At 70.9% G+C, this 26418-nt stretch carries 26 protein-coding genes; 6 read left to right on the plus strand and 20 right to left on the minus strand.

Annotated features, from left to right (window positions below; translation table 11 throughout):
- Positions 1-3: 3 nt before the first annotated feature.
- On the minus strand, positions 4-330 hold the full coding sequence (locus ACZ6ZI_RS14885) for an ATP/GTP-binding protein (RefSeq protein ID WP_469520174.1): 327 nt from the start codon (positions 328-330) through the stop codon (positions 4-6).
- 244 nt (positions 331-574) lie between these two features.
- Here ACZ6ZI_RS14885 and ACZ6ZI_RS14890 point away from each other — a divergent pair, with 244 nt between their 5' ends.
- Positions 575-1606, plus strand: coding sequence for an LLM class flavin-dependent oxidoreductase (locus tag ACZ6ZI_RS14890; RefSeq protein ID WP_469520177.1), 1032 nt, complete (start codon positions 575-577; stop codon positions 1604-1606).
- 86 nt (positions 1607-1692) lie between these two features.
- On the opposite strand, the gene ACZ6ZI_RS14895 is transcribed toward ACZ6ZI_RS14890, so the two are convergent.
- Positions 1693-2085, minus strand: a complete 393-nt coding sequence (locus ACZ6ZI_RS14895) for an SCO5389 family protein (RefSeq protein WP_363053323.1) — start codon at positions 2083-2085, stop codon at positions 1693-1695.
- A 219-nt stretch (positions 2086-2304) separates the two neighbouring features.
- On the opposite strand from ACZ6ZI_RS14895, the gene nucS reads away from it, so the two are divergent.
- Entirely contained in the window at positions 2305-2976 is a 672-nt protein-coding gene (gene nucS, locus ACZ6ZI_RS14900; RefSeq protein ID WP_363053322.1) for an endonuclease NucS, read from the plus strand.
- A gap of 66 nt (positions 2977-3042) precedes the next feature.
- On the opposite strand, the gene ACZ6ZI_RS14905 is transcribed toward nucS, so the two are convergent.
- The 4 genes from ACZ6ZI_RS14905 to ACZ6ZI_RS14920 all read right to left on the minus strand — a co-directional run bounded on the left by ACZ6ZI_RS14905 (position 3043) and on the right by ACZ6ZI_RS14920 (position 8091).
- On the minus strand, positions 3043-5793 hold the full coding sequence (locus ACZ6ZI_RS14905) for an ATP-binding protein (protein ID WP_469520181.1): 2751 nt from the start codon (positions 5791-5793) through the stop codon (positions 3043-3045).
- A 193-nt stretch (positions 5794-5986) separates the two neighbouring features.
- Entirely contained in the window at positions 5987-6631 is a 645-nt protein-coding gene (locus ACZ6ZI_RS14910; RefSeq protein WP_363053320.1) for a LysE family translocator, read from the minus strand.
- A 130-nt stretch (positions 6632-6761) separates the two neighbouring features.
- Complete coding sequence (locus ACZ6ZI_RS14915; RefSeq protein WP_363053319.1) at positions 6762-7085, minus strand: STAS domain-containing protein; 324 nt, start codon at positions 7083-7085, stop codon at positions 6762-6764.
- A gap of 157 nt (positions 7086-7242) precedes the next feature.
- Entirely contained in the window at positions 7243-8091 is an 849-nt protein-coding gene (locus ACZ6ZI_RS14920; RefSeq protein ID WP_469520184.1) for a 3-hydroxyacyl-CoA dehydrogenase family protein, read from the minus strand.
- Positions 8092-8291: 200 nt separating this feature from the next.
- On the opposite strand from ACZ6ZI_RS14920, the gene ACZ6ZI_RS14925 reads away from it, so the two are divergent.
- Positions 8292-8864 carry a cob(I)yrinic acid a,c-diamide adenosyltransferase gene (locus ACZ6ZI_RS14925; protein ID WP_363053317.1) on the plus strand — a complete coding sequence of 191 codons (573 nt, stop codon included), beginning with the start codon at positions 8292-8294 and terminating at the stop codon, positions 8862-8864.
- A gap of 73 nt (positions 8865-8937) precedes the next feature.
- On the opposite strand, the gene ACZ6ZI_RS14930 is transcribed toward ACZ6ZI_RS14925, so the two are convergent.
- A complete protein-coding gene (locus ACZ6ZI_RS14930) occupies positions 8938-9948 on the minus strand; it encodes a quinone oxidoreductase family protein (RefSeq protein WP_469520186.1) in 1011 nt (336 codons plus the stop codon).
- Positions 9949-10031: 83 nt separating this feature from the next.
- Positions 10032-10703, minus strand: a complete 672-nt coding sequence (locus ACZ6ZI_RS14935) for a hypothetical protein (RefSeq protein WP_469520190.1) — start codon at positions 10701-10703, stop codon at positions 10032-10034.
- A 179-nt stretch (positions 10704-10882) separates the two neighbouring features.
- Between ACZ6ZI_RS14935 and ACZ6ZI_RS14940 the strand changes: the two genes are divergently transcribed.
- The 3 genes from ACZ6ZI_RS14940 (at position 10883) to ACZ6ZI_RS14950 (ending at position 14769) form a co-directional block, all read left to right on the plus strand.
- Positions 10883-12067: a sensor histidine kinase gene (locus tag ACZ6ZI_RS14940; protein WP_469520193.1), complete on the plus strand. Its 1185-nt coding sequence runs from the start codon at positions 10883-10885 to the stop codon at positions 12065-12067.
- Positions 12064-12729 (plus strand): response regulator, encoded by a 666-nt coding sequence (locus ACZ6ZI_RS14945; protein WP_469520195.1) that lies wholly within the window; start codon positions 12064-12066, stop codon positions 12727-12729. The genes ACZ6ZI_RS14940 and ACZ6ZI_RS14945 overlap by 4 nt, the downstream gene beginning before the upstream one ends.
- A 183-nt stretch (positions 12730-12912) precedes the next feature.
- Positions 12913-14769, plus strand: coding sequence for a glycosyl hydrolase family 18 protein (locus ACZ6ZI_RS14950; protein WP_469520200.1), 1857 nt, complete (start codon positions 12913-12915; stop codon positions 14767-14769).
- Positions 14770-14901: 132 nt separating this feature from the next.
- On the opposite strand, the gene ACZ6ZI_RS14955 is transcribed toward ACZ6ZI_RS14950, so the two are convergent.
- The 12 genes from ACZ6ZI_RS14955 to ACZ6ZI_RS15010 form a co-directional block, all read right to left on the minus strand.
- Entirely contained in the window at positions 14902-15348 is a 447-nt protein-coding gene (locus ACZ6ZI_RS14955) for a DUF2550 domain-containing protein (RefSeq protein ID WP_469520203.1), read from the minus strand.
- A gap of 153 nt (positions 15349-15501) precedes the next feature.
- Positions 15502-15876, minus strand: a complete 375-nt coding sequence (locus ACZ6ZI_RS14960; protein ID WP_363053312.1) for a F0F1 ATP synthase subunit epsilon — start codon at positions 15874-15876, stop codon at positions 15502-15504.
- A 140-nt stretch (positions 15877-16016) separates the two neighbouring features.
- Entirely contained in the window at positions 16017-17459 is a 1443-nt protein-coding gene (atpD, locus tag ACZ6ZI_RS14965) for a F0F1 ATP synthase subunit beta (protein ID WP_361598909.1), read from the minus strand.
- Positions 17459-18376 (minus strand): F0F1 ATP synthase subunit gamma, encoded by a 918-nt coding sequence (locus ACZ6ZI_RS14970; RefSeq protein WP_363053311.1) that lies wholly within the window; start codon positions 18374-18376, stop codon positions 17459-17461. Before ACZ6ZI_RS14970 ends, atpD begins: the two co-directional genes overlap by 1 nt.
- 20 nt (positions 18377-18396) lie before the next feature.
- A complete protein-coding gene (gene atpA / locus ACZ6ZI_RS14975; RefSeq protein WP_363053310.1) occupies positions 18397-19992 on the minus strand; it encodes a F0F1 ATP synthase subunit alpha in 1596 nt (531 codons plus the stop codon).
- A gap of 132 nt (positions 19993-20124) precedes the next feature.
- A complete protein-coding gene (locus tag ACZ6ZI_RS14980; protein WP_469520210.1) occupies positions 20125-20940 on the minus strand; it encodes a F0F1 ATP synthase subunit delta in 816 nt (271 codons plus the stop codon).
- Entirely contained in the window at positions 20937-21467 is a 531-nt protein-coding gene (locus ACZ6ZI_RS14985) for a F0F1 ATP synthase subunit B (protein ID WP_363053308.1), read from the minus strand. Before ACZ6ZI_RS14985 ends, ACZ6ZI_RS14980 begins: the two co-directional genes overlap by 4 nt.
- Positions 21468-21519: 52 nt before the next feature.
- Positions 21520-21753 carry an ATP synthase F0 subunit C gene (atpE, locus tag ACZ6ZI_RS14990; protein ID WP_007266589.1) on the minus strand — a complete coding sequence of 78 codons (234 nt, stop codon included), beginning with the start codon at positions 21751-21753 and terminating at the stop codon, positions 21520-21522.
- A 79-nt stretch (positions 21754-21832) separates the two neighbouring features.
- A complete protein-coding gene (gene atpB, locus ACZ6ZI_RS14995) occupies positions 21833-22669 on the minus strand; it encodes a F0F1 ATP synthase subunit A (protein WP_363053434.1) in 837 nt (278 codons plus the stop codon).
- 210 nt (positions 22670-22879) lie between these two features.
- Entirely contained in the window at positions 22880-23317 is a 438-nt protein-coding gene (locus tag ACZ6ZI_RS15000) for a hypothetical protein (protein WP_363053307.1), read from the minus strand.
- 286 nt (positions 23318-23603) lie between these two features.
- Complete coding sequence (locus tag ACZ6ZI_RS15005; RefSeq protein ID WP_363053433.1) at positions 23604-24938, minus strand: MraY family glycosyltransferase; 1335 nt, start codon at positions 24936-24938, stop codon at positions 23604-23606.
- Between the two features lie 104 nt (positions 24939-25042).
- Positions 25043-26272, minus strand: a complete 1230-nt coding sequence (locus ACZ6ZI_RS15010) for a serine hydroxymethyltransferase (RefSeq protein WP_469520214.1) — start codon at positions 26270-26272, stop codon at positions 25043-25045.
- Positions 26273-26418 lie beyond the last annotated feature (146 nt).

Below are 26418 nucleotides of genomic sequence, written 5' to 3' on the forward strand. Positions count from 1 at the left end.
CCGTCAGTACTTCGGAGCGTTGCGGGACCGCTGCACCTTGGAGGTGCGGCGGTCCTTCGCGTTCCAGCAGGCCTTGTGCCAGTGCCGTCGGTCGTCGACGCCGCCGTACTCGGGCCAGGCCACCAGGTGCGGGGTGCCGGAGGGAATCTCCTGGTCGCAGCCCGGGCAGCGGTAGCGCTTGCCTGCGGCGGCCGCGCCCGCGACGTGCCGGACCTTCCATTCCTCGCCGAGGTACTCCTCGGTCCGCTCCAGGCCGAACCGGTCGAGGCCGGCGCCGGGTCGTTCGTCCGGGGTCTCGCCGCCCCTGGGGCGGTTGTGGCGCGGTGACACGTATACCTCACGAAGGGGCGGCGGACAGTGACTTTCTCCCAGACTACGCGCAGCGAGGTCGGGTACCCGCAGGGTGTCCGGAGAAGGCCGACCCCGTACGGGAACTGGCCCGACAATCTCAATAACTTTCCTGTCAGGCCGTGCCTTTGGCACGTGTCAGACGTTGTTGCCGGCAGACGTTGATGCCATCAGCGAGTCGGTCCACCTGGGGGAGGCCGCGTCAGCCGCGAGGAGGCTAAGGGCGATGCGCGTAGGAGCGTTTGTACTGGCGGCCCAGTTCCCGGGCCAGGGGCAGGGGGAGGCGTTGCACCGTGCGGTGCGGACGGCCGAGGTGGCCGAGGAGGCGGGGCTGGACTCGGCCTGGCTCGCCGAGCACCACTTCGTGCCGTACGGGGTCTGTCCGTCGGCGGTGACCCTGGCCGCGCTGCTGCTGGGGCGCACCCGGCGGCTGCGGGTGGGCACGGCGGTGAGCGTGCTGCCGAACACCCACCCGGTGACCCTGGGGGAACAGGCCGCGCTGCTGCACATCACCTCCGGGGGGAGGTTCAGCCTCGGGGTGGGCCGGGGCGGTCCGTGGGTGGACCTGGAGGTGTTCGGGTCCGGGGTGGGGGCGTACGAGAGCGGCTTCCCCGAGGACCTCGACCTGTTGCGGCGCTGGCTGACGGAGCCGCGCGTGGACGCGGACGGGCAGCGGCACTCCTTCCGGGAGGTGGCCGTCGTACCGCGTCCCGAGCAGGCGCTGGACGGCGACGGAACCGGGCCGGAAGTGATCGTCGCCTGTACCTCGCCGTCCTCGGTGCGGACGGCCGCGGTGCGGGGGTTGCCGATGTTGCTGGGCATGCACTGCGGGGACGAGGAGAAGGCGGAGCAGGTCGCGCTGTGGCGGGCGACCGCGCTCGCGGCGGGGCACGATCCGGAGCTCGTACGGTCGGCCGGGCACGTGTCGGCCGGGGTCTGTCAGCTCTCCGACCGGACGGTGGACGCCCGCGAGACCCTGTTGAAGGCGATGCCGGGCTGGTTCCGCCTCGGGCTGGGCGCCCACGTGACGGTGGACGGCCGGGCGCGCGCGATGCGCGACCCGGTGGCCTACACGGAGTTGCTGTGCGACCTGCACCCGGTCGGTACCCCGGAGCTGGCGGCGGAGCGGCTGGCGGCGACGTCGGAGCGCACGGGGATCACCCGGTTCGCCCTGCTGACGGAGGGCTCCGGCGACCTGGCGGCGACGGAGGAGAACGTACGGCGCCTCGGCTCGGAGGTGCTGCCGCTGCTGGGCTGAGGGCGGCCGGGCAGGGGCCTGGGGCTGCCGCTCCGATGTCGGTCGCACCTCCCGCGACACGGAGCGGCAGCGAAGTACGGGTCCCGCTAGCAGTCGCGCAGTTCCGGCGACTGGTTGAGCAGCTGGCCGCGGATCGAGGTGAACTTGGCGAGCCGGTCGTCCACCGAGGGATCCAGCGGGAAGACCGCCACGCGGTGGCAGTTCTGGAAGGCCAGGCGCACCCCGAAGTGCCGCTGGAGCGCACCGCGTATCGCGTCACTCGCGAGCGCGCGCAGCAGTTGCCCGCGCGCCTGCTCGTCCGGCGGCGGCGTCTGGTTGTCGGCGAACTCTCCGCCCTCAACCTCGAGCCGGCCCGCCAACGAGCTGATCATCTCCCATGCGTAGGGCAGGGAGGTCCGGACGCAGTCGACGAAAGCGGCTTCGTCGACCTCGCCTCGCTCGGCCTGTTCGAGTAGGGCCGGTGAGACGTCGAGCGACATGGGTTCTCCTCTCGTGACCCCGGCGTTTGGGTTGCCGGAGTCTTACGGGCAGGGAAGGAGGCCGCGACGCAGTGTGCACGCTCGGCAACCTCCCGCTCACCACGGTAGGCGCCCACCGGGTGCCGCACCAGGAGAATGCGCATACAACGCGCCATCGGCGAACGGGGCTTTCAGGGGCGAATCGCGTGGAGGGCTTCCCGTCGAGTAGCGTTGCCGACCATGCGTCTCGTCATCGCCCGCTGCTCCGTCGACTACGCGGGCCGGCTCACCGCCCATCTGCCCTCGGCACCCCGTCTGATCCTCGTGAAGGCCGACGGCAGTGTCTCGATCCACGCGGACGACCGGGCGTACAAACCGCTCAACTGGATGTCGCCTCCGTGCACCCTCAAGGAGGGGAGCGGGGACGAGGCGAACGTCTGGACCGTCGTCAACAAGGCGGGCGAGAAGCTCATCATCACCATGGAGGAAGTCCTCCACGACTCCTCCCACGAGCTGGGCACCGACCCGGGGCTCATCAAGGACGGTGTCGAGGCGCACCTCCAGGAGCTGCTCGCGGACCGCATCGACACGTTGGGCGAGGGCTACACCCTGATCCGGCGCGAGTACATGACGGCGATCGGCCCCGTGGACATCCTGTGCCGGGACGCCTCGGGCGCGACGGTGGCGGTGGAGATCAAGCGTCGCGGTGAGATCGACGGCGTCGAACAGCTCACCCGGTACCTGGAACTGCTGAACCGCGACCCGCATCTGGCGCCGGTCCGTGGCGTGTTCGCGGCGCAGGAGATCAAGCCACAGGCGCGGGTCCTGGCCAACGACCGGGGCATGGACTGCGTGGTGCTCGACTACGACGCCCTGCGCGGCATCGAGGACGACAAGCTCCGCCTGTTCTGACCCGTTCCCCTCCGAGCCCGCGAGGCGCCCTGGGCGTCTCGCGGGCTCGTGCGTACCCGGGCCCGCTCAGATCGTCGGCGACGACAGGGCGGACGCGGAGGACGCGGAGGACGGCGACGAAGTGGCCGCGGGGCGGGAGGCCGCCGCCGAGGTGCTCGGGGTGCCCGGGTCCGGCGTCGTCGGCCCCGTCACGGGCGGGGTCACCGGCGGCACCGTGGTCGGGGGCCGCGGGCTCGTCGAGGCGGGCGGCGAGGTGACGGGGGCCGGGGGCTTGGGGCTGCCCGGTCCGGGCGGCGCGGGCCGCGTCGCCGGCGGGCGCTGGGGGCCCGACGTGGGGCCCGGCCCGGCCGGGCCGGTCGGTCGCGGGGCCCGGCCCGCTCCGGTGTCGGCGGACGGTCCGGCGGGCGCGTCGGCCGAGGGGGCGGCGGGGTCCGGCGCAGGATCGTTCCCGCTGCCCCCCGGCACCTGCGGGACCTGCGGGGTGTCGGCGGTGTCCGGCGGCGGGGTCGAGGCGGCCGGCGGGGACTTCGGCGTCTCGGCGTCGCCCGAGGCCACCGACAGGCCCACGACCGTGCCGAGCGCCACCACCGAGAGGGCCCCGGCGGCGGCCATCAGCACCGTCCGACGGCGACCGGCCGGTTCCGGGGCGGGGTGGTGCGGGGCCGGGGCGGGGACGGGTGCGGGGGTCTCGGGGAGGTTCGGGAAGGCGTCCTCGAAGACCTGCGAGAGGGTGGTCGCGTGCGCGGTCGGGGGTACGGCGGCGGCGATCAGCGGGTTGACCTGGGTGACGGCCTCGGAGCGCGGTGCGACGGGCGACACCGGGGCCGCGGGCGCGGCTGCGGATACGGGTGCGGCCGCGGATGCCGATACGGGTGCGGCCGGCAGGGCGGGAAGGGCGGGCGGCGCGGACAGGGCGGGGACGGCGGTGTGCCCGGCCGGCCCGGACTTGCCGGGCGTTCCGGCCTGAACGGACGACCAGGGCTGGGCCGGCGTCACGGCCTGAACGGGCGCCCCGGGCTGGGCGGGCGTTCCGGGCTGGGCGGATGCCCCGGGCGCCCCGGCCTTCGCGGGCTTCGTCACGGAGACCGGCGCCTCCAGCCGCAGCGGCGGCGAGACCTCCACCCCGAGCGCCTCGCGGTCGGTGACGAGCGCCAGCGCGCGGCGGCCCGCGACCGTGCCGCGCTTGTCCGCGAGGGCCCCGCGCAGCCCGATCGAGGCCTCCAGCTCGGCGCGGGCCCGGTCCAGGCGTCCCTCGCACAGGGCGAGCACCCCGAGTTCGTGGTGGAAGTACGCCTGCTCGGCGACCTCCCCGGCCTTGCGGGCGGCCTCGGCCCCCGCGCGCAGCGCCCGTTCCCAAGCCTCCCAGTGCAGGGAGGCGGCGAGGGCCGGCGCCGCCGTGCGGGCCAGCAGGACGGCGGCCACCACGTCGGCCCCGGCCAGCGCGGCCAGGACCGCGTCCGCCTCGGCGGCGACCCGCTCCGGGGTCACGGAGGCGTGCCCGGTCCACCAGGCGTAGTGGCGGGCCGCCGTACGGGCCTCCTCGGCCGCGGTCTCCCCGTAGCCGGCCTCCTCCAGCTGCCGCGCGACCCCCTCGGCGAGCCGGTGGCGCGACCCGACGGGGGTGATCAGTCCGCAGCCCAGGAGTTCGGCGACGGCGGCGTCGGCGTGCGTGTCCCCCACCAGAGCGGGCAGGTGCGCGTGGTGCGGGAGTTCCCCGCCCAGGGCGCAGGCGATGCGCAGGGCGGCGCGGGCCGATTCGCTGACCCGGGAGGCGAGCAGCACGGCGGGGGCGGCGGCTTCGGCGAGCGTGGGCAGCGGTACGGGGCCGACGTCGCGGGGTCGCTCCTCGAAGACGCCCGGCTCCTCGTCGTCGTCCGGCTCGGCGATCCGGTTCAGCTCGTCGCGTTGGCGCAGCAGGGCGGCGGCCTGGACGAAGCGCAGCGGCAGGCCCTCGGAGGCGAAGCGCAGGTCCGCCGCCCAGGCCTGTTCCGCGTCGGTCAGGGCGCGTCCGGTGGCCGTCTCCAGCAGCAGGAGGCACTCGGCCGGGTCGAGCCCGCCGAGGAAGACCTCGTCGAGGCGGGTGTCGTCGGCCGGCGGCTTGGTGTCGGGGCCGGCGACCAGGAGGAAGGCGCACTCGGGGGTGGCGCGCAGCAGCTCGTCGAGGGCGGGGCCGCCCAGTTCCAGGTCGTCGAGGAGCACGATCGCGCCGATGTCGCGGACCCGTGCGAGGAGCCGCGTGCGGTCGGGGCGGCGCTCGGCGCAGTCGTACACGGCGGTGTACAGGGCGTGCAGGACGTCGGTGGGCTGGTGCAGCCCGTGGCCGCTGATCCGGACGACACCGTCGGGCGCGAGGCCCGCGCAGGCGTCGGCGACGGCGCCCAGGAGGGTGGAGCGGCCGGAGCCGGACGGTCCGGTGAGGCGTACGGAGCGACCCCGGCCGAGGAGGCGTACGAGCCGTTCCTCCTCGTCGGTGCGCGAGCGCGGCGGGCGTGCGGGCAGGGGCGCCCCGGGCAGCGCGGGCGGTCCCGCGAGGGCCTCCCGCTCGGCGCGGGCGGCGGCGTCGCGCTTGGCGGGACGGTCCGCGGCGCGTTCGGTGCCGGGCCGCAGGGGTTCGATCTCGCTGCCGTCGAGGGGGTTGACGGTGAGGGTGAACTCCCCGGCGGTCAGGGTCACCATCCGCAGGGGTCCGGGGGCGGCCGGGGGCCGGTCGCCGGCGTGACCGGCGGGCGGGCCGGCGGGCGCCTCGGCCCGCGTCGTGGGGAGCGGCCGGCCTGCCTGCCGCTCCCCCTGGTCGGGCTGCCCCTGCGTACGGTCCATGACCAAGTCCCCCGATCGCGTCGTGCGCGCCGTCGCCGTCCTGTGCCCGGCCCTCGCTCGCTCGCACGTCGCTGTCGCTTCTGGTCCGGTTTCCGCCCGGAGCCTAGACCGTGGAAGGTGGCGCGGAAAGCTCAGGGGGTGCCTTCGACCCCGTACCGTCCGGTTTTCTCCGGATACGTTCCGGGGCGTCCGGTCAGCCCTCGCGGCCGGTCGCGGCGACGGTGACGCCGAGTCCGATCATGCCGAGTCCGCCGATCCCGCCGACCAGGGAGAGTCGTCGGGGCGACCGGGCGAACCAGCCGCGGGCGGTGGCGGCGGCCACTCCCCAGACGCTGTCGCAGACCAGGGCGAGGACGTTGAAGACCAGCCCGAGCACGAGCATCTGGAGGATCACGTGGCCCTGGGCGCGGTCGACGAACTGGGGCAGCACGGCGGCGTAGAACACGATGGTCTTCGGGTTGGCGACGCCGACGGCGAAGCCCTCGGCGAGGGTCCGCAGGGTGCCGCCCGCCGGGGGCGCCTCACGGCCGTCGAGGGCCGCCCGCAGGGATCCGCGCTGTCGTACGGCCTTGACGCCCAGGTACACGAGGTACGCGGCGCCGGCCAGCTTCAGCGCGGTGAAGACGAGGACGGACCGTTCGACGACGGTGCCGACGCCGAGGGCGACGGCCACGACCAGGACGTAGGACCCGAGCGTGTTGCCGGCGACGGTGGTCAGCGCGACCCTGCGGCCCTGTGCGAGCGCACGCCCGACGACGAAGAGCACGCTGGGGCCGGGGATCACGATCAGCAGGAGGGACATGGCGGCGAAGGCGGCCAGTCGGTCGGTGGACACCATGCGGCCATGTAAGCGCAGCCGGTCCCGGACCCGCAGCCCATTTTGGCCCAGCCCCGGCCCCGGACCCGGCCCCGGGCCCGCGCCGGCTCCGGCCCGGCACTTCGCCCGGCCCGCCGTCCGGCGCCCCGGGTCACACCCGGGGCAGGGACTCCGCTTCCAGCCCGCCCTCGATCGCGAGGATGCGGTGCAGCCGGGTCGCCACCAGGAGGCGCTGCATCCGGTCGGGCACCCCGCGCAGGACCAGGCGCCGCCCGGTGCGCCCGGCCCGCCGGTGGGCGCCCATGATCACGCCGAGTCCGGTCGCGTCCCAGGAGTCGAGCCCGGTCAGGTCGAGCACGAGGTCGCCGTGGCCGTCGTCGAGGGCGCTGTGCAAGGCCGTACGGGCGTCCGCCGCGCTGCGCACGTCGAGGCGACCCCCGACCGCGAGTTCGGCGTGGTCGCCCCTGATGTGCATGTGTGCTCCCCGGCTGTACTGCGTGCGTGTGGTCCGACTGGTCCGTGGTCGGCAACTCTCACTGCATCTGACTGCCTCGCGGGCAGTGAAGTTGCCGACCGTGAGCGAACCGATACCTAATTCACCCCGTAGGGTGTTGGGACCCGAACGTTCGTTCTCAGTGCTGGTAGAAGCCCTGGCCGCTCTTGCGGCCGAGGTCCCCGGCGTCGACCATGCGGCGCATCAGCTCCGGCGGCGCGAACTTCTCGTCCTGGGACTCGGTGTAGATGTTGCTCGTCGCGTGCAGCAGGATGTCGACGCCGGTGAGGTCGGCGGTGGCCAGCGGCCCCATGGCGTGACCGAAGCCCAGCTTGCAGGCGATGTCGATGTCCTCGGCGGTGGCGACGCCCGATTCGTAGAGCTTCGCGGCCTCGACGACCAGGGCGGAGATCAGACGGGTCGTCACGAAGCCGGCGACGTCGCGGTTGACGACGATGCAGGTCTTGCCGACGGACTCGGCGAACGCCCGCGTGGTGGCGAGGGTTTCGTCGCTCGTCTTGTATCCGCGCACCAGCTCGCAGAGCTGCATCATCGGGACGGGCGAGAAGAAGTGCGCGCCGACGACCCGCTCCGGACGCTTCGTCACGGCCGCGATCTTGGTGATCGGGATGGCGGAGGTGTTGGAGGCGAGGACCGCGTCCTCGCGCACCAGCTCGTCGAGGGCGCGGAAGATCTCGTGCTTGACCTCGAGCTTCTCGAAGACGGCCTCGACGACGATGTCCACGTCGGCGACCGCGCCGAGGTCGGTGGTCGTGGTGATGCGGCCGAGCGCCGCCTCCGCGTCCTCCGCCGTCATCCTGTCCTTGGAGACGAACTTGTCATACGAGGCCTTGATGCCGTCCGTGCCACGGGTCAGCGCGGCGTCGGTGACATCCCTCAGAACGACGTCCCACCCCGCCTGAGCGGAGACCTGAGCGATTCCGGAACCCATCAGTCCGGCACCGATGACGGCGAGCTTCCCAGCCACTGCACACCCCACGTTCTTTGTCAGGCCCAGTCTCGACAAGGCCCGGTCTCGTAGCCTCTCCGGCGGAGACTAGCGCCCGTGAGGGGCGGTGTGACCGCGAAGTAACACGCGTCACGTCTCAGATGACGGACATCACACCGGACGGACCCAGGACCCGTCCGCAGCCGCGCAGTTCACTTCCCGGCGTCTACGCTGGCCGCATGGTGAACCTCACGCGCATCTACACCCGCACCGGCGACAAGGGCACGACCGCCCTGGGCGACATGAGCCGTACCCGGAAGACCGACCTGCGCATCTCCGCGTACGCCGACGCCAACGAGGCCAACGCCGCCATCGGCACGGCCATCGCGCTGGGCTCGCTCCCCGAGCCGGTCGTGAAGGTCCTGGTCCGCGTACAGAACGACCTCTTCGACGTGGGCGCGGACCTGTGCACCCCGGTGGTGGAGGAACCCGAGTACCCGCCGCTGCGCGTGGAGCAGTTCTACGTGGACCGGCTGGAAGCGGACTGCGACGCCTTCAACGAGGAGCTGGAGAAGCTGCGCAGCTTCATCCTCCCCGGCGGCACCCCCGGCGCGGCCCTGCTGCACCAGGCCTGCACGGTGGTCCGGCGGGCCGAGCGCTCCACGTGGGCCGCGCTGGAGGAGCACGGCGAGTCGATGAACCCGCTGACGGCCACCTACCTCAACCGGCTCTCCGACCTCCTGTTCATCCTGGCCCGCACGGCCAACAAGGAGGTCGGCGACGTCCTGTGGGTCCCGGGCGGCGAGCGCTAGGACCTGTCGGGCGTGACGGGCGGCCACGCCCCGACATGTCGGTCTCCGAGATCCCCGACCTCGCCGGCCGCGATCAGCTCCGCGTCTCCTCACCGCGTCCGACGGCGGCCGCGTCGGGTACCAGGAGCAGCTTGCCGGTCGTACGCCGAGCCTCCAGATCGCTGTGGGCCCGGGCGGCCTCGGACAACGCGTAGCGGCCCGTCACGGTGACCTCCAGCGCCTTGGAGCGCACCCACTCGAACACGTCGGCGGCCCGGCGCAGCAGTTCGGAGCGATCGGCGACGAAGTCCCCGAGGCTGGGCCGGATCAGGGTCAGCGAACCGCCCTGGGCGAGCCGCATCGGATCGAACGGCGGCACGGCGCCGCTCGCCGCGCCGAAGAGCACGAGCCGGCCGCGGGGGCGCAGGCTCGCGAGGCTCGCGTCGAAGGTGTGCGCGCCGACGCCGTCGAAGACGACCGGCAGTCCCTGACCGCCGCCCAGCCGCCTCACCTCGGCGGCGAGATCGTCGACCTCCGAGGAGACGATCACCTCGGCGGCACCGGCACGCTTCGCCGCCTCGGCCTTCGCCGGGGTCGACGTCGTGCCGATCACCCTGCCGCCGAGATGGGTGACGAGCTGGGTCAGCAGCAGCCCCATGCCACCGGCGGCCGCGTGCACGAGCACCGTGTCGCCCCGCTGGACCGGGTAGGCGTCCTTGACGAGATAGTGCGCGGTCATGCCTTGGAGGAGCACGGCGGCGGCCGTCTCGAAGTCGATGTCGTCGGGCAGCGGCACCAGCCGGGAGGAGTCCACGACGGCCCGCTCGGCGTACGAACCGGGGATCTCCACCCAACCGACCCGGTCCCCCACCGCGACGTCGGTGACGCCGGGTCCCACTTCGACGACCGTGCCGGCGCCCTCGGTGCCCGGGGTGAAGGGCAGCGGGAGGCTGTACCGGCCTTCGCGGTGGTAGACGTCGAGGAAGTTGACCCCGGACGCGGCCACCTCCACGACCGCCTCGCCCGGCCCCGGCCGCGGCTGTTCCACCTCGGCCTCCCGCAGCACCTCGGGACCGCCCACTTCGTACACCTGAATCGCTCTCATGACCCCTCCTATAACGGCTCGTCCCCCACCAACCCCGTCGATGAAGATCCAATTCCCGCCGAGCGGACCGACCCGCCGTACCGCTAGGGCGCGTCCACCCGGTCCTTGCGGATCGGGGCCTCCACCGGGGCCTCCACCGGGGCCTTCACCGCGGCCTCGGCGTCCGCGCCGCTCCTCGCGCCGGCCTCCGCGCCGGCCTCCGCGCCGGCCTCCGCTTCGGTCTCCTTCGGCGCCTTGCGCGGCCAGATCGAGTACGTGGCGGCGATGAGGGCCTGGATGCCGACCACGCGCAGCGCGGCGAACTGCCACGCCTGCAACGAGGAGGTGTCGGCCGCGTCGCCGACGTACCAGACGGCGGCCTGGAGGAGGCCGATGGCGACGGCCGCGCCGAGCACCGTCCGGGTCCACAGCTTCCACTCGTGGACGATCCGCTCCTTGCCGTACTTCGGGCCGGGCGGCTTCGGCCCCCCGGCCAGCCGGTGGGCGGCGTGCCGGTCGAGCCACTTCACGGTGTAGTGGCCGAAGGCCACGGTGTAGCCGATGTACAGGGCCGCGAGGCCGTGCTTCCAACTCGGCTCGCCACCGTTCCTGAGGTCCAGGGTGGTGACCACGAGCAGCACCAGCTCCAGCGCGGGCTCGCACAGCAGCACGACCGCGCCGAGCCTCGGCATCTTCGCCAGGTAGCGCAGCGCGAGTCCGCCGGCCAGCAGCACCCAGAAGGCGATCTCGCAGGTGATGATCAGCGCGACGAGCACGGGATTCTCCGTCCTTTCGGGGTCCGGTTCTCTCTTCCTCCCCAGACTCCCGTCCGTGCGGGCCCGCCGCGTCGTCGTGGGAGAGGAACCTCGGCTGCACCCTTCGATGTAGTGCGCCCCGCCGTGACCTCCGCCCCGGCGGGGACGTCGCACCGCCGCGCACCGTGTTGGATGGGACCGTGACCCTCCCGATCCCGCGTCCGCACCGCGACGACGTCTTCCTCGCCGTGGTCAGCGTGACCGGCGGGCTCCTGCTGTGGTCCCTCGGCGTCCACGGCAACGGCAACCGCGCCTTCTTCCCCGACTGGGTGGCCCTCGTCCCGCTCGCGGTCCTCGGGGGGATGGAGCTGCTGCGGCGCAGCATGCCGCGGCTGACCCTGACCGTGGGAACGGTCGGGATCGTCGCCGACCAGTTCACGGTGGGCAGCCTGGGCACCGTCGTGATCTTCACCGACCTGATGTACGCGGCCGTGGTCTACGGCAAACCCGCCATGGCCCGGCGGCTGCCGCTGACCACCGGGTTGATCACCGTCGTCGTCACGATCGCGAGCGTGGCCTGGCTGCGCACCCCGCAGGCGCTGCTGATCGGCTTCGTCACCGGCGTGGTGTGCTTCGGCCCGGCCCTGACGGGCGCCACCCTGCGCAACCACCGCGAGGCCGCCGAGGCCGCCCGGTTGCGGGCGGAGCAGACGGCGCTGCTGGCCGAGATGGACCGGGCTCAGGCGGTGGTGGCCGAACGGGCGCGGATGGCCCGGGAGCTGCACGACATGGTGGCCAACCACCTGTCGGCCATCGCCATCCACTCCACCGCGGCGCTGTCCATCGACTCCCCCGCCACCAGCCGCGAGGCGCTCGGGGTGATCCGCGAGAACAGCGTGCAGGGACTGGCCGAGATGCGTCGGCTGATCGGACTGCTCCGGGACGCCGGGGCCGAACAGGAGGCCGTCGCCGTGCCCTCGCTGGACGGTCTCGACAGCCTGATCGGAAAGGCCCGGACGAACGGGGCGGGCAGCGGGCTGGACTTCGTGCTGGAGGACCGCAGGCCGCCCGGGGAGCCGCTGCCGGCGCCGGTGGAGCTGGCGGCGTACCGGATCGTCCAGGAGTCGCTGACCAACGCCCTCAAGCACGCGGTGCCGGGCACCGTGCGGGTGCGCGTGACGCGGGCGGACGGGGTGCTGACCGTACGGGTGGACTCGCCGTACGGTGAGCGGCCCGGTCCGCGGGCGCCCGGTTCGGGGGCGGGACTGGTCGGCATGCGCGAGCGGGCGGAGCTGCTGGGCGGGCACTTCACGGCGGGCGCCGCGGGAACGGTTTGGCAGGTGCGGGCGACGCTGCCCGCCGAGGAGAAGGTGGTGGCGGGATGAACCGGCAGGCCGGTATCAGGGTCCTGGTGGCCGAGGACCAGAGCGCGGTACGGGCGGGCCTGGTGCTGATCCTGCGCAGCGCGGGCGACATCGAGGTGGTGGGCGAGGCCGCGGACGGCGAGGAGGCGGTGCGCCTGGCCCGTGAACTGCGGCCGGATCTGGTCCTCATGGACGTGCAGATGCCCCGGTTGGACGGGGTGTCCGCCACCCGCGAGGTGGTCGCGGAGGGGTTGGCGGACGTGCTCGTGCTGACCACCTTCGATCTGGACGAGTACGTCTTCGGCGCCCTGCGGGCGGGGGCGTCGGGCTTCCTGCTGAAGGACGCGGAGGCCTCGGAGCTGGTGGCCGCGGTGCGGACGGTGGCGCGCGGCGAGGGGTTGATCGCGCCCGCGGTGACCCGACGGCTGATCGCCGAGTTCGCCACGCCTCAGGCCGCGCGCCGTCCCGTGGCCCCGGGGACGGAGGCGGCCGTGGCCTCGTTGACCCCGCGGGAGCGGGAGGTGCTGGCGGCGCTCGGCCAGGGGTTGTCGAACGCGGAGATCGCGGTGCGGCTGGAGATGGCGGAGGCGACGGCGAAGACGCACGTCAGTCGGCTGTTGGGCAAGCTGGAGTTGCGCAGTCGGGTCCAAGCGGCGGTCCTGGCACAGGAGTTGGGCATCTAGACGGTCGCTGGAGATGAGGTCTGGACCTCTTGACGGTTGGTCCAGACCTTTCTAGTCTCACCGCATCACTGTGGTGAGCGTGCCATGACAGATCGTGTCGGAGCGTGCTCACGGGCGGCGCAGGTCCCACCCCCATGTAGCGGTCGGCCCCACCGGCGGCTACGGACCTACGGAGGAGCACCCTTGAGCACAGCACCCCCACGACGTGTCCGACTCTTCAGAAGGCTGGCCGCCACGGTGGCCGCCCTCGCCCTGCCGGCCGCCGCGATGGTCGGTCTCGCCGCCCCCGCTCAGGCGGCCGGCGCCGCGAGCGCGACCTTCACCAAGGTCTCCGACTGGGGATCCGGCTTCGAGGGCAAGTGGACGGTGAAGAACACCGGCACCACCACCATCACCTCGTGGACCGTGGAGTGGGACTACCCGGCCGACACCCGGGTGACCTCGGCCTGGGACGCCACCGTCACCAACTCCGGCACCCACTGGACGGCCAAGAACCTCGGCTGGAACGGCACCCTCTCCCCCGGCCAGAGCGCGAGCTTCGGCTTCAACGGCTCCGGATCCGGCGCACCGAGCGGCTGCAAGATCAACGGCGGCTCCTGCGACGGCGGCAGCACCCCCACCGACAACCCGCCCTCGGCCCCCGGCACCCCCACGGCCAGTGGGCTCGGCGAGAACGCGGTGACCCTGTCCTGGGCGGCCGCCACCGACGACAAGGGCGTCAAGAACTACGACGTCTACCGCGACGGCAACAAGATCACCACCGTCACCGGCACCACCTACGGCGACACCGGCCTGACCAAGGGCACCACCTACAGCTACACGGTCACCGCCCGGGACACCGCCGACCAGACCGGCCCCTCCTCCGGCGCCCTCTCCGTCACCACCCCCGGCGGCGGCACGGACCCCGGCCCCGACCCGGGCGCCGGCACCAAGGTCAAGCTGGGCTACTTCACGAACTGGGGCGTCTACGGACGCAACTACCACGTGAAGAACCTGGTCACCTCCGGCTCCGCCGCGAAGATCACCCACATCAACTACGCGTTCGGCAACGTCCAGGGCGGCAAGTGCACCATCGGTGACGCCTACGCCGACTACGACAAGGCCTACGGCGCCGACCAGAGCGTCGACGGCAAGGCCGACACCTGGGACCAGCCGCTGCGCGGCAACTTCAACCAGCTGCGCAAGCTCAAGGCCCAGTACCCCCACATCAAGGTGCTGTGGTCCTTCGGCGGCTGGACCTGGTCCGGCGGCTTCGGCCAGGCCGTCCAGAACCCGACCGCCTTCGCCCAGTCCTGCTACGACCTCGTCGAGGACCCGCGCTGGGCCGACGTCTTCGACGGCATCGACCTGGACTGGGAGTACCCCAACGCCTGCGGCCTGAGCTGCGACACCTCCGGCGCCGCCTCCTTCAAGAACATGATGCAGGCCATGCGCGCCAAGTTCGGCGCCTCCAACCTGGTGACCGCCGCGATCTCCGCCGACGGCTCCAACGGCGGCAAGCTGGACCTCGCCGACTACGCCGGCGCCGCCCCGTACACCGACTTCTACAACGTCATGACGTACGACTTCTTCGGCGCCTGGGACGCCAAGGGCCCCACCGCCCCGCACTCCCCGCTGACCTCGTACAGCGGCATCCCGATCGCCGGCTTCAACTCCGAGGCCGCCATCACCAAGCTCAAGGGCAAGGGCATCCCCGGATCCAAGCTCAACCTCGGCATCGGCTTCTACGGCCGCGGCTGGACGGGCGTCACCCAGGCCGGCCCCGGCGGAACCGCCACCGGTCCCGCCCAGGGCACCTACGAGCAGGGCATCGAGGACTACAAGGTCCTCAAGGCGAGCTGCCCCTCCACCGGAACCGTCGCCGGCACCGCCTACGCCAAGTGCGGCAGCAACTGGTGGAGCTACGACACCCCCGCCACCATCACCGGAAAGATGAACTGGACCAAGACCCAGGGCCTGCGGGGAGCCTTCTTCTGGGAGTTCAGCGGCGACACCACCAACGGTGAGCTCGCCAACGCGATCCACACCGGGCTGCAGTAACCCCGCGCACCGCCCCGGTGACAAGACGAAGCCGGGGAGACGGGTCCGCCCCCGTCTCCCCGGCTTCATCACGTCCGTACGCGACCCGTGCGCCACCCGTACCCGACCCGCTCCGGGGCCGACCGGGGCGACTCAGGCGACGTTCACCCGCTGCCCCGGAGGCGCCGCCTCCAGCCAGGCCAGGAACCCGGTCAGCGCGTCCTCGCTCATCGCCAGCTCAAGGCGCGTCCCCTGGTGGGAACAGCCGAGCACGACGGCGTCGGACAGCAGGGCCAGCTCCTCCTCGCCCTCGGGCGCGCGGCGGGCGATCACCTCGATGGAGGAACGCTCCAGCAGCCGGCGCGGGCGCGGGGAGTACGAGAACACGCGGAACCACTCGATGCGGTCACCGCTGTAGCGGGCCACCCCGTAGACCCAGCCCTTGCCCGAGACGTCCGGCTCTTCGGACACGCCCCAGCGCAGGCTGCAGTCGAAGGTGCCGCCGGAACGCTGGATCAGTCTGCGGCGCAACCCGAACACGAACAGCCCGATCACCACCAGGGCTACGACCAGGCCGCTCACAAGCAGAGCGAGGAGCATCTTCACCGACCTCCTCGCTCATCGAAAACCACAAACGACCGTCCCCGTCGCCGGACGAGTCCGGTCGCGGACCTACATCGCCACAGCCGCGACCCGGTCTGGAAAATTCCAGAACGGACCGCGGCTGAGGTGTCAAACTCTTCGGTACGGGACTCAGTGCCCCGCGACCGCGCGCAGCCGGACATCGGCGCGACGCTCGGAGGCCGAGTCGGCCTCCGCCTTCGCGCGCTCCAGTGCCCGCTCCGCACGCTGGACATCGATCTCGTCAGCGAGCTCGGCGATCTCGGCCAGCAGGGACAGCTTGTTGTCCGCGAACGAGATGAAACCGCCGTGCACCGCGGCGACGACAGTGTTGCCCTCGCTCGTGCGGATGGTCACCGGGCCCGATTCCAGCACACCGAGAAGCGGCTGGTGACCGGGCATGACGCCGATGTCGCCGGACGTGGTGCGGGCGACAACAAGGGTGGCCTCGCCGGACCAGACATTGCGGTCCGCCGCGACCAGCTCGACGTGCAGCTCAGCAGCCAAGGTGGCTCCTCGGGTCACCACCCGGCGGGTCGGCCGGGTGTTGGGTCAAATTCTAATGGGCGTGAGGAGAGGGACGGGACGCACCCGCCCCTCTCCGTGAAACGTGCGAACCGGATGCGCTCCTCGCGGAGCGCGCCGGATCAGGAGACGCCCAGCTCCTTGGCGTTGGCCTTCAGGTCCTCGATGCCACCGCACATGAAGAACGCCTGCTCGGGGAAGTGGTCGTAGTCACCGTCGCAGATGGCGTTGAACGCGGTGATCGACTCGTCGAGCGGAACGTCCGAACCGTCCACGCCGGTGAACTGCTTGGCGACGTGGGTGTTCTGCGACAGGAAGCGCTCGACACGACGGGCACGGTGGACAACGAGCTTGTCCTCCTCGCCCAGCTCGTCGATACCGAGGATCGCGATGATGTCCTGGAGGTCCTTGTACTTCTGGAGGATCCCCTTGACACGCATGGCGGCCGCGTAGTGGTCCGCCGCGATGTACCGCGGGTCGAGGATGCGGGACGTCGAGTCCAGCGGGTCCACGGCCGGGTAGATGCCCTTCTCGGAGATCGGACGGGAGAGAACCGTCGTCGCGTCGAGGTGGGCGAAGGTGGTCGCCGGCGCCGGGTCGGTGAGGTCGTCGGCGGGGACGTAGATCGCCTGCATGGAGGTGATCGAGTGACCACGGGTCGAGGTGATGCGCTCCTGGAGGAGACCCATCTCGTCGGCCAGGTTCGGCTGGTAACCCACCGCGGAGGGCATGCGGCCGAGCAGGGTCGACACCTCGGAACCGGCCTGGGTGTACCGGAAGATGTTGTCGATGAAGAACAGCACGTCCTGCTTCTGCACATCGCGGAAGTACTCCGCCATGGTCAGACCGGCCAGGGCGACGCGCAGACGGGTGCCCGGGGGCTCGTCCATCTGGCCGAAGACGAGCGCCGTCTTGTCGATGACGCCCGAGTCGCCCATTTCCTCGATGAGGTCGTTGCCCTCACGGGTGCGCTCACCGACGCCCGCGAAGACCGACACACCGTCGTGGTTGTTGGCGACGCGGTAGATCATTTCCTGGATCAGAACGGTCTTGCCGACACCGGCACCACCGAACAGACCGATCTTTCCACCCTTGACGTACGGGGTGAGAAGGTCGATGACCTTGACGCCGGTCTCGAACATCTCCGTCTTGGACTCGAGCTCGTCGAAGCTCGGGGCCTTGCGGTGGATGGGCCAGCGCTCGGTGACCTCGGCGTTCGCCTCGGGGTAGTTGAGCACCTCGCCCAGGGTGTTGAACACCTTGCCCTTGGTGAAGTCGCCGACCGGGACGGTGATGCCCTCGCCCGTGTCGGTCACCGGGGCCTGGCGGACCAGACCGTCGGTGGGCTGCATCGAGATCGTGCGGACCATGCCGTCACCCAGGTGCTGGGCGACCTCGAGGGTCAGCGTCTTGAGCGCGCCGTCCTCGGCCGGGTCGGCGACCTGGACCTTCAGCGCGTTGTAGATGTCGGGCATCGCGTCGACGGGGAACTCCACGTCGACGACCGGGCCGATGACCCGGGCGACGCGGCCCGTGGCGGCGGCCGTCTCAACAGAGGTCGTCATTACTTGTCACTCCCCGCGGTCGCGTCGGCCATGGCGCTGGCGCCACCGACGATCTCGCTGATTTCCTGGGTGATTTCGGCCTGGCGGGCCGCGTTGGCAAGCCGGGAGAGGCTCTTGATGAGGTCTCCGGCGTTGTCGGTCGCCGACTTCATCGCGCGGCGGCGGGCGGCGTGCTCGGAAGCGGCCGACTGCAGCAGTGCGTTGTAGATCCGGCTCTCGACGTAGCGCGGCAGAAGGGCGTCGAGGACGTCCTCCGCCGACGGCTCGAACTCGAACAGCGGAAGGATCTCGCCCTTCGCACCGTCCTCCTCCGCAGCCTTGTCGAGGCTGAGCGGCAGCATCCGGCCGTCGACCGCGTTCTGCGTCATCATCGACACGAATTCCGTGTAGACGATGTGCAGCTCGTCGACGCCACCGTCGGCCGTGGCCTTCTGGATGGCCTCGATCAGCGGCGCCGCGACGCGCTTGGCGTCGGCGTAGGCCGGGCTGTCGGTGAAGCCGGTCCACGAGTCCGTGACCTTGCGCTCACGGAAACCGTAGTAGGCGACACCCTTACGGCCGACGATGTAGCTGTCGACCTCCTTGCCCTCAGCGCGCAGCCGCTCGGTGAGCCGGTCCGCCTGCTTGATGGCGTTCGAGGAGTAGCCGCCGGCCAGACCGCGGTCGCTCGTGATGAGCACGATCGCGGCACGGGTCGGCGCCTCGACCTCGGTGGTCAGGGCGTGCTTGGTGTTCGAACCGGTCGCCACCGCGGTCACCGCGCGGGTGAGCTCGGTCGCGTACGGCATCGACGCCGCCACCTTGCGCTGCGCCTTGACGATGCGCGAGGCGGCGATCATCTCCATCGCCTTGGTGATCTTCTTGGTCGCCGTGATGGCACGGATGCGACGCTTGTAGACCCGGAGCTGCGCTCCCATGAGTCAGGTCCCTTCCGTCGTCACTTGGAGACGTTGACGGCCGGCACGTCCTCGCCCAGGAGCTTGCCGTCCGAGGTCTCGAACTGGCGCTTGAAGGCCGCGATGGCGTCGGCGATCGAGCCGAGGGTGTCGTCCGACATCTTGCCGCCGTCGGCGATGGAGGTGAGGAGGTCCTTGCGCTCGCGGCGCAGGTGCTCCAGCAGCTCCGACTCGAAGCGACGGATGTCCTCGACCGGGACGTCGTCCATCTTGCCGGTGGTGCCGGCCCAGACGGAGACGACCTGCTCCTCGACGGGCATCGGCTGGTACTGGCCCTGCTTCAGCAGCTCGACCATGCGCTTGCCGCGCTCCAGCGAGGCCTTCGACGCGGCGTCCAGGTCGGAACCGAAGGCGGCGAACGCCTCCAGCTCGCGGTACTGGGCCAGGTCGACGCGGAGACGACCCGAAACCTGCTTCATGGCCTTGTGCTGCGCGGAACCACCGACGCGGGAGACCGAGATACCGACGTTCAGCGCCGGGCGCTGGCCCGCGTTGAACAGGTCGGACTCCAGGAAGCACTGGCCGTCGGTGATGGAGATGACGTTGGTCGGGATGAACGCCGACACGTCGTTGGCCTTGGTCTCGACGATCGGCAGACCGGTCATCGAACCGGCACCCATCTCGTCGGAGAGCTTCGCGCAACGCTCCAGCAGACGGGAGTGCAGGTAGAAGACGTCACCCGGGTAGGCCTCACGGCCCGGCGGGCGGCGCAGCAGCAGCGACACGGCGCGGTAGGCATCGGCCTGCTTCGACAGGTCGTCGAAGATGATCAGGACGTGCTTGCCGGCGTACATCCAGTGCTGGCCGATGGCGGAACCGGTGTACGGCGCCAGGTACTTGAAGCCGGCCGGGTCGGACGCCGGGGCGGCGACGATCGTCGTGTACTCGAGCGCGCCGGCCTCTTCCAGGGCGCCGCGAACGGACGCGATGGTCGAGCCCTTCTGGCCGATGGCGACGTAGATGCAGCGGACCTGCTTGTTCACGTCGCCCGAGCGCCAGTTGTCGCGCTGGTTGATGATCGTGTCGACGGCCAGGGCGGTCTTGCCGGTCTGACGGTCACCGATGATCAGCTGACGCTGGCCACGGCCGATCGGCACCATCGCGTCGACGGCCTTGTAGCCGGTCTGCATGGGCTCGTGCACGGACTTACGGACCATGACGCCCGGGGCCTGCAGTTCGAGGGCGCGACGGCCTTCGGTCGCGATCTCGCCGAGGCCGTCGATCGGGTTGCCGAGCGGGTCGACGACGCGGCCGAGGTAGCCCTCGCCGACACCTACGGAGAGAACCTCACCGGTGCGCTGCACCGGCTGGCCCTCCTCGATACCGCTGAACTCGCCGAGGACGATCGCACCGATCTCGCGCTCCTCGAGGTTGAGGGCGAGACCGAGGGTGCCGTCCTCGAACTTCAGCAGCTCGTTCGCCATGGCGGAGGGCAGGCCCTCCACCTTCGCGATGCCGTCGCCGGCAACGCTGACCGTTCCGACCTCCTCGCGCGAGGCCGCGTCCGGCTGGTACGACTGGACAAAGTTCTCCAGTGCGTCCCGGATCTCCTCCGGCCGGATCGTGAGCTCCGCCATCTGGGTTCCCTGCTCTCCTTGTTGGGCCTGAAGCTTCTTAGGGGTCTGGGGGCGACCCCCAGGAATCTTCTGCAAGTTCTGCACGGCCCAACCGGGCCGCTAGGAATGCTTTTGTTCTTTTGGTGGCTGAGGTCAGCCGGCCATGCGGCGGGACGCCTCGGACAGGCGCTCCGCGATGGTGCCGTCGATGACCTCGTCGCCGACCCGCACCGAGATCCCGCCGAGGACCGAGGGGTCCACGTCGAGGTTCAGGTGCATCGGGCGGCCGTACAGCTTGGCCAGCACCGCGCCGAGACGCTGCTTCTGCGCGTCGCTGAGCGGAACCGCGGTGGTCACGGTGGCGACCATGCGGTCACGGCGCTCGGCGGCGAGCTTGGAAAGGGACTCGAGTCCCGCTTCCAGGCTACGTCCACGCGGGTGCGTGACGAGACGGATGACCAGGCGCTCGGTGACGGCGTTCGCCTTGCCGCCGAGCAGCGTGCCGAGCAGCGTGCTCTTGGCGGCGGCGGTGGCCGCACGGTCGGTCAGCGCGCTGCGCAGACCGGCGTTCGAGGCGACGATCCGGCCGAACCGGAAGACCTCGTCCTCGACGTTGTCGAGCGCACCGCTCCGCTGGGCCGACGTGAGGTCGGCGGTCGCGGCCAGCTCCTCCAGCGCGTCCACCAGGTCGCGGGACTGCGACCAGCGGGAGCGCACCATGCCGGACACCAGGTCGAGGGTCTCCCCGCTCACCTGGCCGGACAGCAGCCGACCGACCAGCTCGGCCTTGGCCTCGCCGGACTGCGCCGGGTCCGTGATGACCCGACGCAGCGAGACCTCACGGTCGAGCAGCGCGGTGACGGCTGCCAGCTCACCGGCGAGCTTCGTCGCGTCGACGGACGTGTTGTCCGTCAGCGCGTCGAGACGCTCGCGCGCGGAGGCCAGCGCCTCGCGGCTCGCTCCGTTCATCGGGCGGCCTCGGCCTTCTCCTCAAGCTCGCTGAGGAAGCGGTCGATCGTGCGGCTCTGTCGGGCGGCGTCCTCGAGGGACTCGCCGACGAGCTTTCCGGCCAGGTCGGTGGCGAGCTTGCCCACGTCCTGACGCAGCGCCTGAGAGGCGGCCTTGCGGTCTGCCGCGATCTGGGCGTGACCGGCAGCGATGATCTCCTCACGCTGCCGCTGGCCCTCTGCGCGCAGTTCTTCCTTGAGCGCAGTGCCCTGCTCCAGCGCGTCCTGGCGCAGGCGCGCGGCCTCGTGCCGGGCCTCGGCGAGCTGGGCCTTGTACTGCTCCAGCACGCTCTGGGCCTCGATCTGAAGCGCTTCGGCCTTCTCCATACCGCCCTCGATGGCCTCGCGGCGCTCGTCCAGAACCTTGTTGATGTTCGGGAGGAGCTTCTTCGCGAGGAAGCCGAAGACGATGACGAAGGCGATCAGACCGATGACGAGCTCGGGGATCGGCGGGATGAGAGGGTTCTCCATCTCAGCCGCGAGAACCATGAGGTTCACATCAGTGCCTTTCGTCTAGTGGGCTGTTCGTCGAAACCGAGGATCAGGAGCTCGGGTAGACGAACGGCATGACCAGACCGATGAGGGCGAGCGCCTCACAGAAGGCGAAGCCGAGGATCTGGTTGGCGCGGATCAGGCCGGCAGCCTCGGGCTGACGGGCGAGGGCCTGGGTGCCGTTACCGAAGATGATGCCGACGCCGACGCCGGGGCCGATGGCCGCGAGACCGTAACCAACGGAGCTGAGGGAGCCGGTGACGGCGGCAAGGGTCTGGGACATGCCAGTTCTTCCTTCTCTTTCACGGACCGGTGGGGGTTGGCCACCGGACGAATGGGGGCTGAGCGGGGGTGGGCCTGACTCAGTGGTGCTCGGCCAGCGCGCCCTGGATGAAGCTGCAGGCCAGGAGGACGAAGACGTACGCCTGGACGGCCTGGATGAAGAGCTCGAAGGCGGTCATCACGATCACCATCACGAACGACACACCGGCGTAGGCGATGCCGATGCCGTTCAGCAGGTACCAGCTGGCGATCGTGAAGAGCAGCAGCAGGGTGTGACCGGCGAACATGTTCGCGAAGAGTCGGACCGCGTGGGTGAACGGGCGGACCAGGACGTTCGAGAAGAACTCGATGATCATGATCAGCGGCAGCACGCCACCGAGGCTCTTGTCATAGCCGGTGAGGTTCTTCAGGCCGCCGACGAAGCCGTGGCGCTTGAAGGTGACCGACATCCAGATGACGTAGACGATCAGTGCGAGGACGGCCGGGTACGCGATGATCGAGGTCACCGGGAACTGGGCCACCGGAACGATCGACCAGACGTTCAGGATCCAGACGAAGAAGAACAGCGAGACCATGAAGGGGACGTACTTCTCGCCCTCCTTCTTGCCGAGGGTCTCGTAGACGATGCCGCGGCGCACGAAGTCGTAGCCCGCCTCGCCGATCATCTGGAGCTTGCCGGGAACGATCTTCGCCTTGCCGAAAGCGGCCCAGAAGAAGGCCACGATGATGACGGAGCCCAGGAGGGCCAGCAGCATCGGCTTGTTGAAGTAGGCATTGCTGCCCGCTTCGCCCCACAGCGGCTCGAAGAGGAACGAGTGCAGGCCCGGGCCGGGGAAGCCACATCCGTCGAAGATGTGACAGTCGGTCTCGAAGGCGAGGACCTGCGTCGGGTCAGCACTCACCGCGGGCTCCTTCAGCGTGGCGCATAGGTACGGCAACCTCGTTGTGTCGGCGCGGCGCGAAGCCGCGGTTCGGCACTGGACTGGTGTAACGGATGTGGGGGCGGCAGTCAGGCATCGTGCCTCGCGATGGAACAGGCGTCAGCTCAGATGCCCGCGCCCGCAGTGCCGCAGTTGGAACCGGACGATAGCAGCATCTCGAACGCGCACTTATCCCGGCCCTACCCCTCACGACTTCGATCCCGGGTTTTCGGGCTTTTCGCCCTTGGTCGAGTCGGGCTCGACGTAGAGGATCTTGGCCTTCATGTGAGCGCGCGTCTGTGCGCCGATCCACACAAGAGTGGTGGCGACCAACGTGATGGCGAACGCCCGGGGGTTGAACAGTGTCGTGTTCTTGAACACGGCGAGAAAGACGAAGAGCAGCAGGATCTGGGCCGCGTAGAGCATGAGCCCCATGGCCTGAAACAGATGCGGCAGTGATTTCGCCGTGCGCTGCAGAACGACGAATCCGATGCCCATGAAGAGGATCACGACCACGGTGGCCACGACGGCTCCGACGGCTCCCTTGCCGCCGACGACCAACGCGCTGATCACGGCGGCGATGGCGCCGGCGGCAGCTGTGGGTACAGCGGTTTGCAGGAGGGATCGGACGTCATCTGACCGCATGGCGGTTTGCTCCGCGTGGTGGTGGGGGCACGGACTCGTACGGGAACTCGTACGGGGACGAGCGTAAGCCCGGTCCGAGCGAGAGCCTCGGGCCAATGGACCGTCGCACTACGGTCCTTCGGCTCTGTCACCGGGTTTAGTGAACGGTATCACAAACTATTTGATGAGAGCTTTACCTGTCGGGTGTGCTGACTGTCACACATGAGAGGTACCCCGCGCGTGTGTGCAGGACAAGACGCTTTCTTGTCTGCTAAAGGGCATCCATGTCGGACATGCGACCCCGGCGTCAGCGTGCCGATCCGGCCTTCCGCCGGTCGGGGAGGCGCGAACGGGGGCCTACCGCGGTCGCCCCGTTGACGCCCGCCACTCCCGCCGCGACCGGCCTCGCCGGCTCCGGCTCCGCCGCCTCGTCCTGACGTACGGCCGCCTCCGCGGCGCGCTCGGAGTGCCGGTAGCGGGGCGGGACCAGACCCTCGGCCCACCGCGGGGCGCGCGGCGTGAACCTCGGCAGGAGGAGCAGGACCAGACCCAGCGCGCTCAGCGCCGCGATGCCGAGCACGATCCACATCGAGGCGGAGTGCACCGAATAGGCCACCGCGCCGAATGCGATCAGCCCTGACCAGAAATACATGATCAGCACGGCCCGGCTGTGCGAATGCCCGAGTTCCAGCAGTCGGTGGTGCAGATGACCGCGGTCCGCCGCGAAGGGCGACTGACCGTTCCAGGTGCGCCGCACGATGGCCAGGATCAGGTCGGCGACCGGGATCGCGATGATCGTGAACGGCAGCAGCAGCGGAATGAAGACCGGCAGCATCGCGTGCGTGGCATTGCGCTCACCACCCGCGAACAGCGCCATCGTGTCGGGGTCCACCTGACCCGTGATGGAGATGGCCGAGGCCGCCAGCACGAGGCCGATCAGCATCGAGCCGGAATCCCCCATGAAGATCCGGGCGGGGTGCATGTTGTGCGGCAGGAATCCCAGGCACATGCCCATCAGGATGGCCGCGAAGAGGGTCGCGGGCGCCGCCGCCTCGATGCCGTAGCCGAACCAGATGCGGTAGGCGTAGAGGAAGAACGCCGCCGAGGCGATGCACACCATGCCGGCCGCGAGACCGTCGAGGCCGTCGACGAAGTTCACGGCGTTGATCGTGATCACCACGAGCGCCACCGTCAGCAGGTTGCCCTGCCACTGGGTGAGGGAGATCGTGCCGATGCCGGGCACCGGGATCCACAGGATGGTCAGGCCCTGGATGACCATCACGCCGGCGGCGATCATCTGCGCGCCCAGCTTGATCAGGGCGTCGATCTCGAACTTGTCGTCCAGGACCCCGACGAGCCAGATCAGCGCCGCGCCCGACAGCAGGGCGCGCGGTTCGTTCGACAGCTCGAAGACGCCGTTGAGGTTGCGCAGGTGGTCGGCGATCAACAGACCGGCGCACAGGCCGCCGAACATGGCGATCCCGCCGAGCCGCGGTGTCGGCTCGCGGTGCACGTCGCGGGCGCGGATCTCCGGCATGGCCCCGGCCGCGATCGCGAACTTCCGCACGGGCCCGGTCAGCAGGTAGGTCACCGCGACCGTGACGCAAAGCGTCAGCAGATATTCACGCACGGGCTGCCCCAGATGTATCGCCGGCCATCTCAGCCCCACACATTAGCCGCGATGTCACCTCGTCCGAGGACGCGCGGAGGGGCCGTTCCGGTTCCGGCTGCCCCTCGCCTGCCCCCTCAACCCCCGTACGGGGGAAATCCCCGCGTCAGCTCCGCGACCTCCGTACGGGTCCCCGCGCCCGCCCCGCGCAGCGCGACCGCGAACAGTTCCGCGACGCGCTCCATCTCCGCCTCCCCCATCCCCTGGGTGGTCACGGCCGCGGTGCCCAGCCGGATCCCGCGCTGGTCCCCGTACGGCAGCGCGCAGGTGTCGAGGACGATCCCGGCGGCGGCGAGCCGGCCGCGCGCGGTGGGCCCGTCGACGCCCAGCGGGGCCGGGTCGACGCTGATGAGGTGGGTGTCGGTACCGCCGGTGGTCACCCCGAAGCCGCGCTCGGACAGGGCCCTGGCCAGCGCGCGGGCGTTGGCCACGACCCGGTGCGCGTAGCGGGTGAAGCCGGGCCCGGCCGCCTCGCCGAAGGCCACCGCCTTGGCGGCGATGGTGTGCATCTGGGCCCCGCCCTGGGTGAAGGGGAACACCGCCCGGTCGACGCGCTCGGCGTACTCCGCGCCGCACAGGACCATCCCGCCCCGCGGGCCCCGCAGCACCTTGTGGGTGGTCGCGCAGACCAGGTCGGCGTACGGGACGGGGCTCGGCGCGGCCCCGCCGGCGACCAGCCCGATGGGGTGGGCGGCGTCCACCACGAGGGCGGCCCCGACCTCGTCGGCGATCGCGCGGAACACCGAGTACTCCGGGTGGCGCGGGTAGCAGATCGAGCCGCAGACGATGGCCTTGGGCCGATGGGTTCGCGCCAGGCGCCGCACCTGCTCGTAGTCGATGAGCCCGGTGCCGGGATCGACCCCGTAGCCCACGAAGTGGAACCAGCGGCCGGAGAAGTTGGCGGGCGAGCCGTGGGTGAGGTGGCCGCCGAAGGGCAGTCCCATGGCGAGCACGGTGTCCCCGGGGCGCAGCAGGGCGGCGTAGGCGGCGAGGACGGCGGAGGAACCGGAATGCGGTTGGACGTTCGCGTGCTCGACGCCGAAGAGGGCCTTGGCACGCTCCACGGCGATGCCTTCGGCCAGATCGGCGTACTCGCATCCGCCGTGGTGGCGGGCGCCCGGATACCCCTCGGCGTACTTGTTGGCCAGGGCGGAGCCGAGGGCGGCGAGCACGGCGGGCGAGGCGAAGTTCTCGGCGGCGCTCATCTGGAGCGTCTCGCCCTGTCGCCGCGCCTCTCCGGCGAGCACGTCGGCCATCTGCGGATCCTGCCACCGCAGCAGGTCCGTGGGCTGGGTGATGACGCTCATGGCGCGACTCCAGGGTGCTGCCCATCAGGTACCAGCCACTGTAGGCCCCCGCCCACCGGCCCGCCCGGTACGGCCGTGCGGGCCCGCCGCGCGGAGGTCCTGGGGGTGCCGGCGCGGTAGGCGCCCGCCCCGGCGGCGGGCGGACC

Source organism: Streptomyces sp. NPDC103540, from assembly GCF_055584445.1.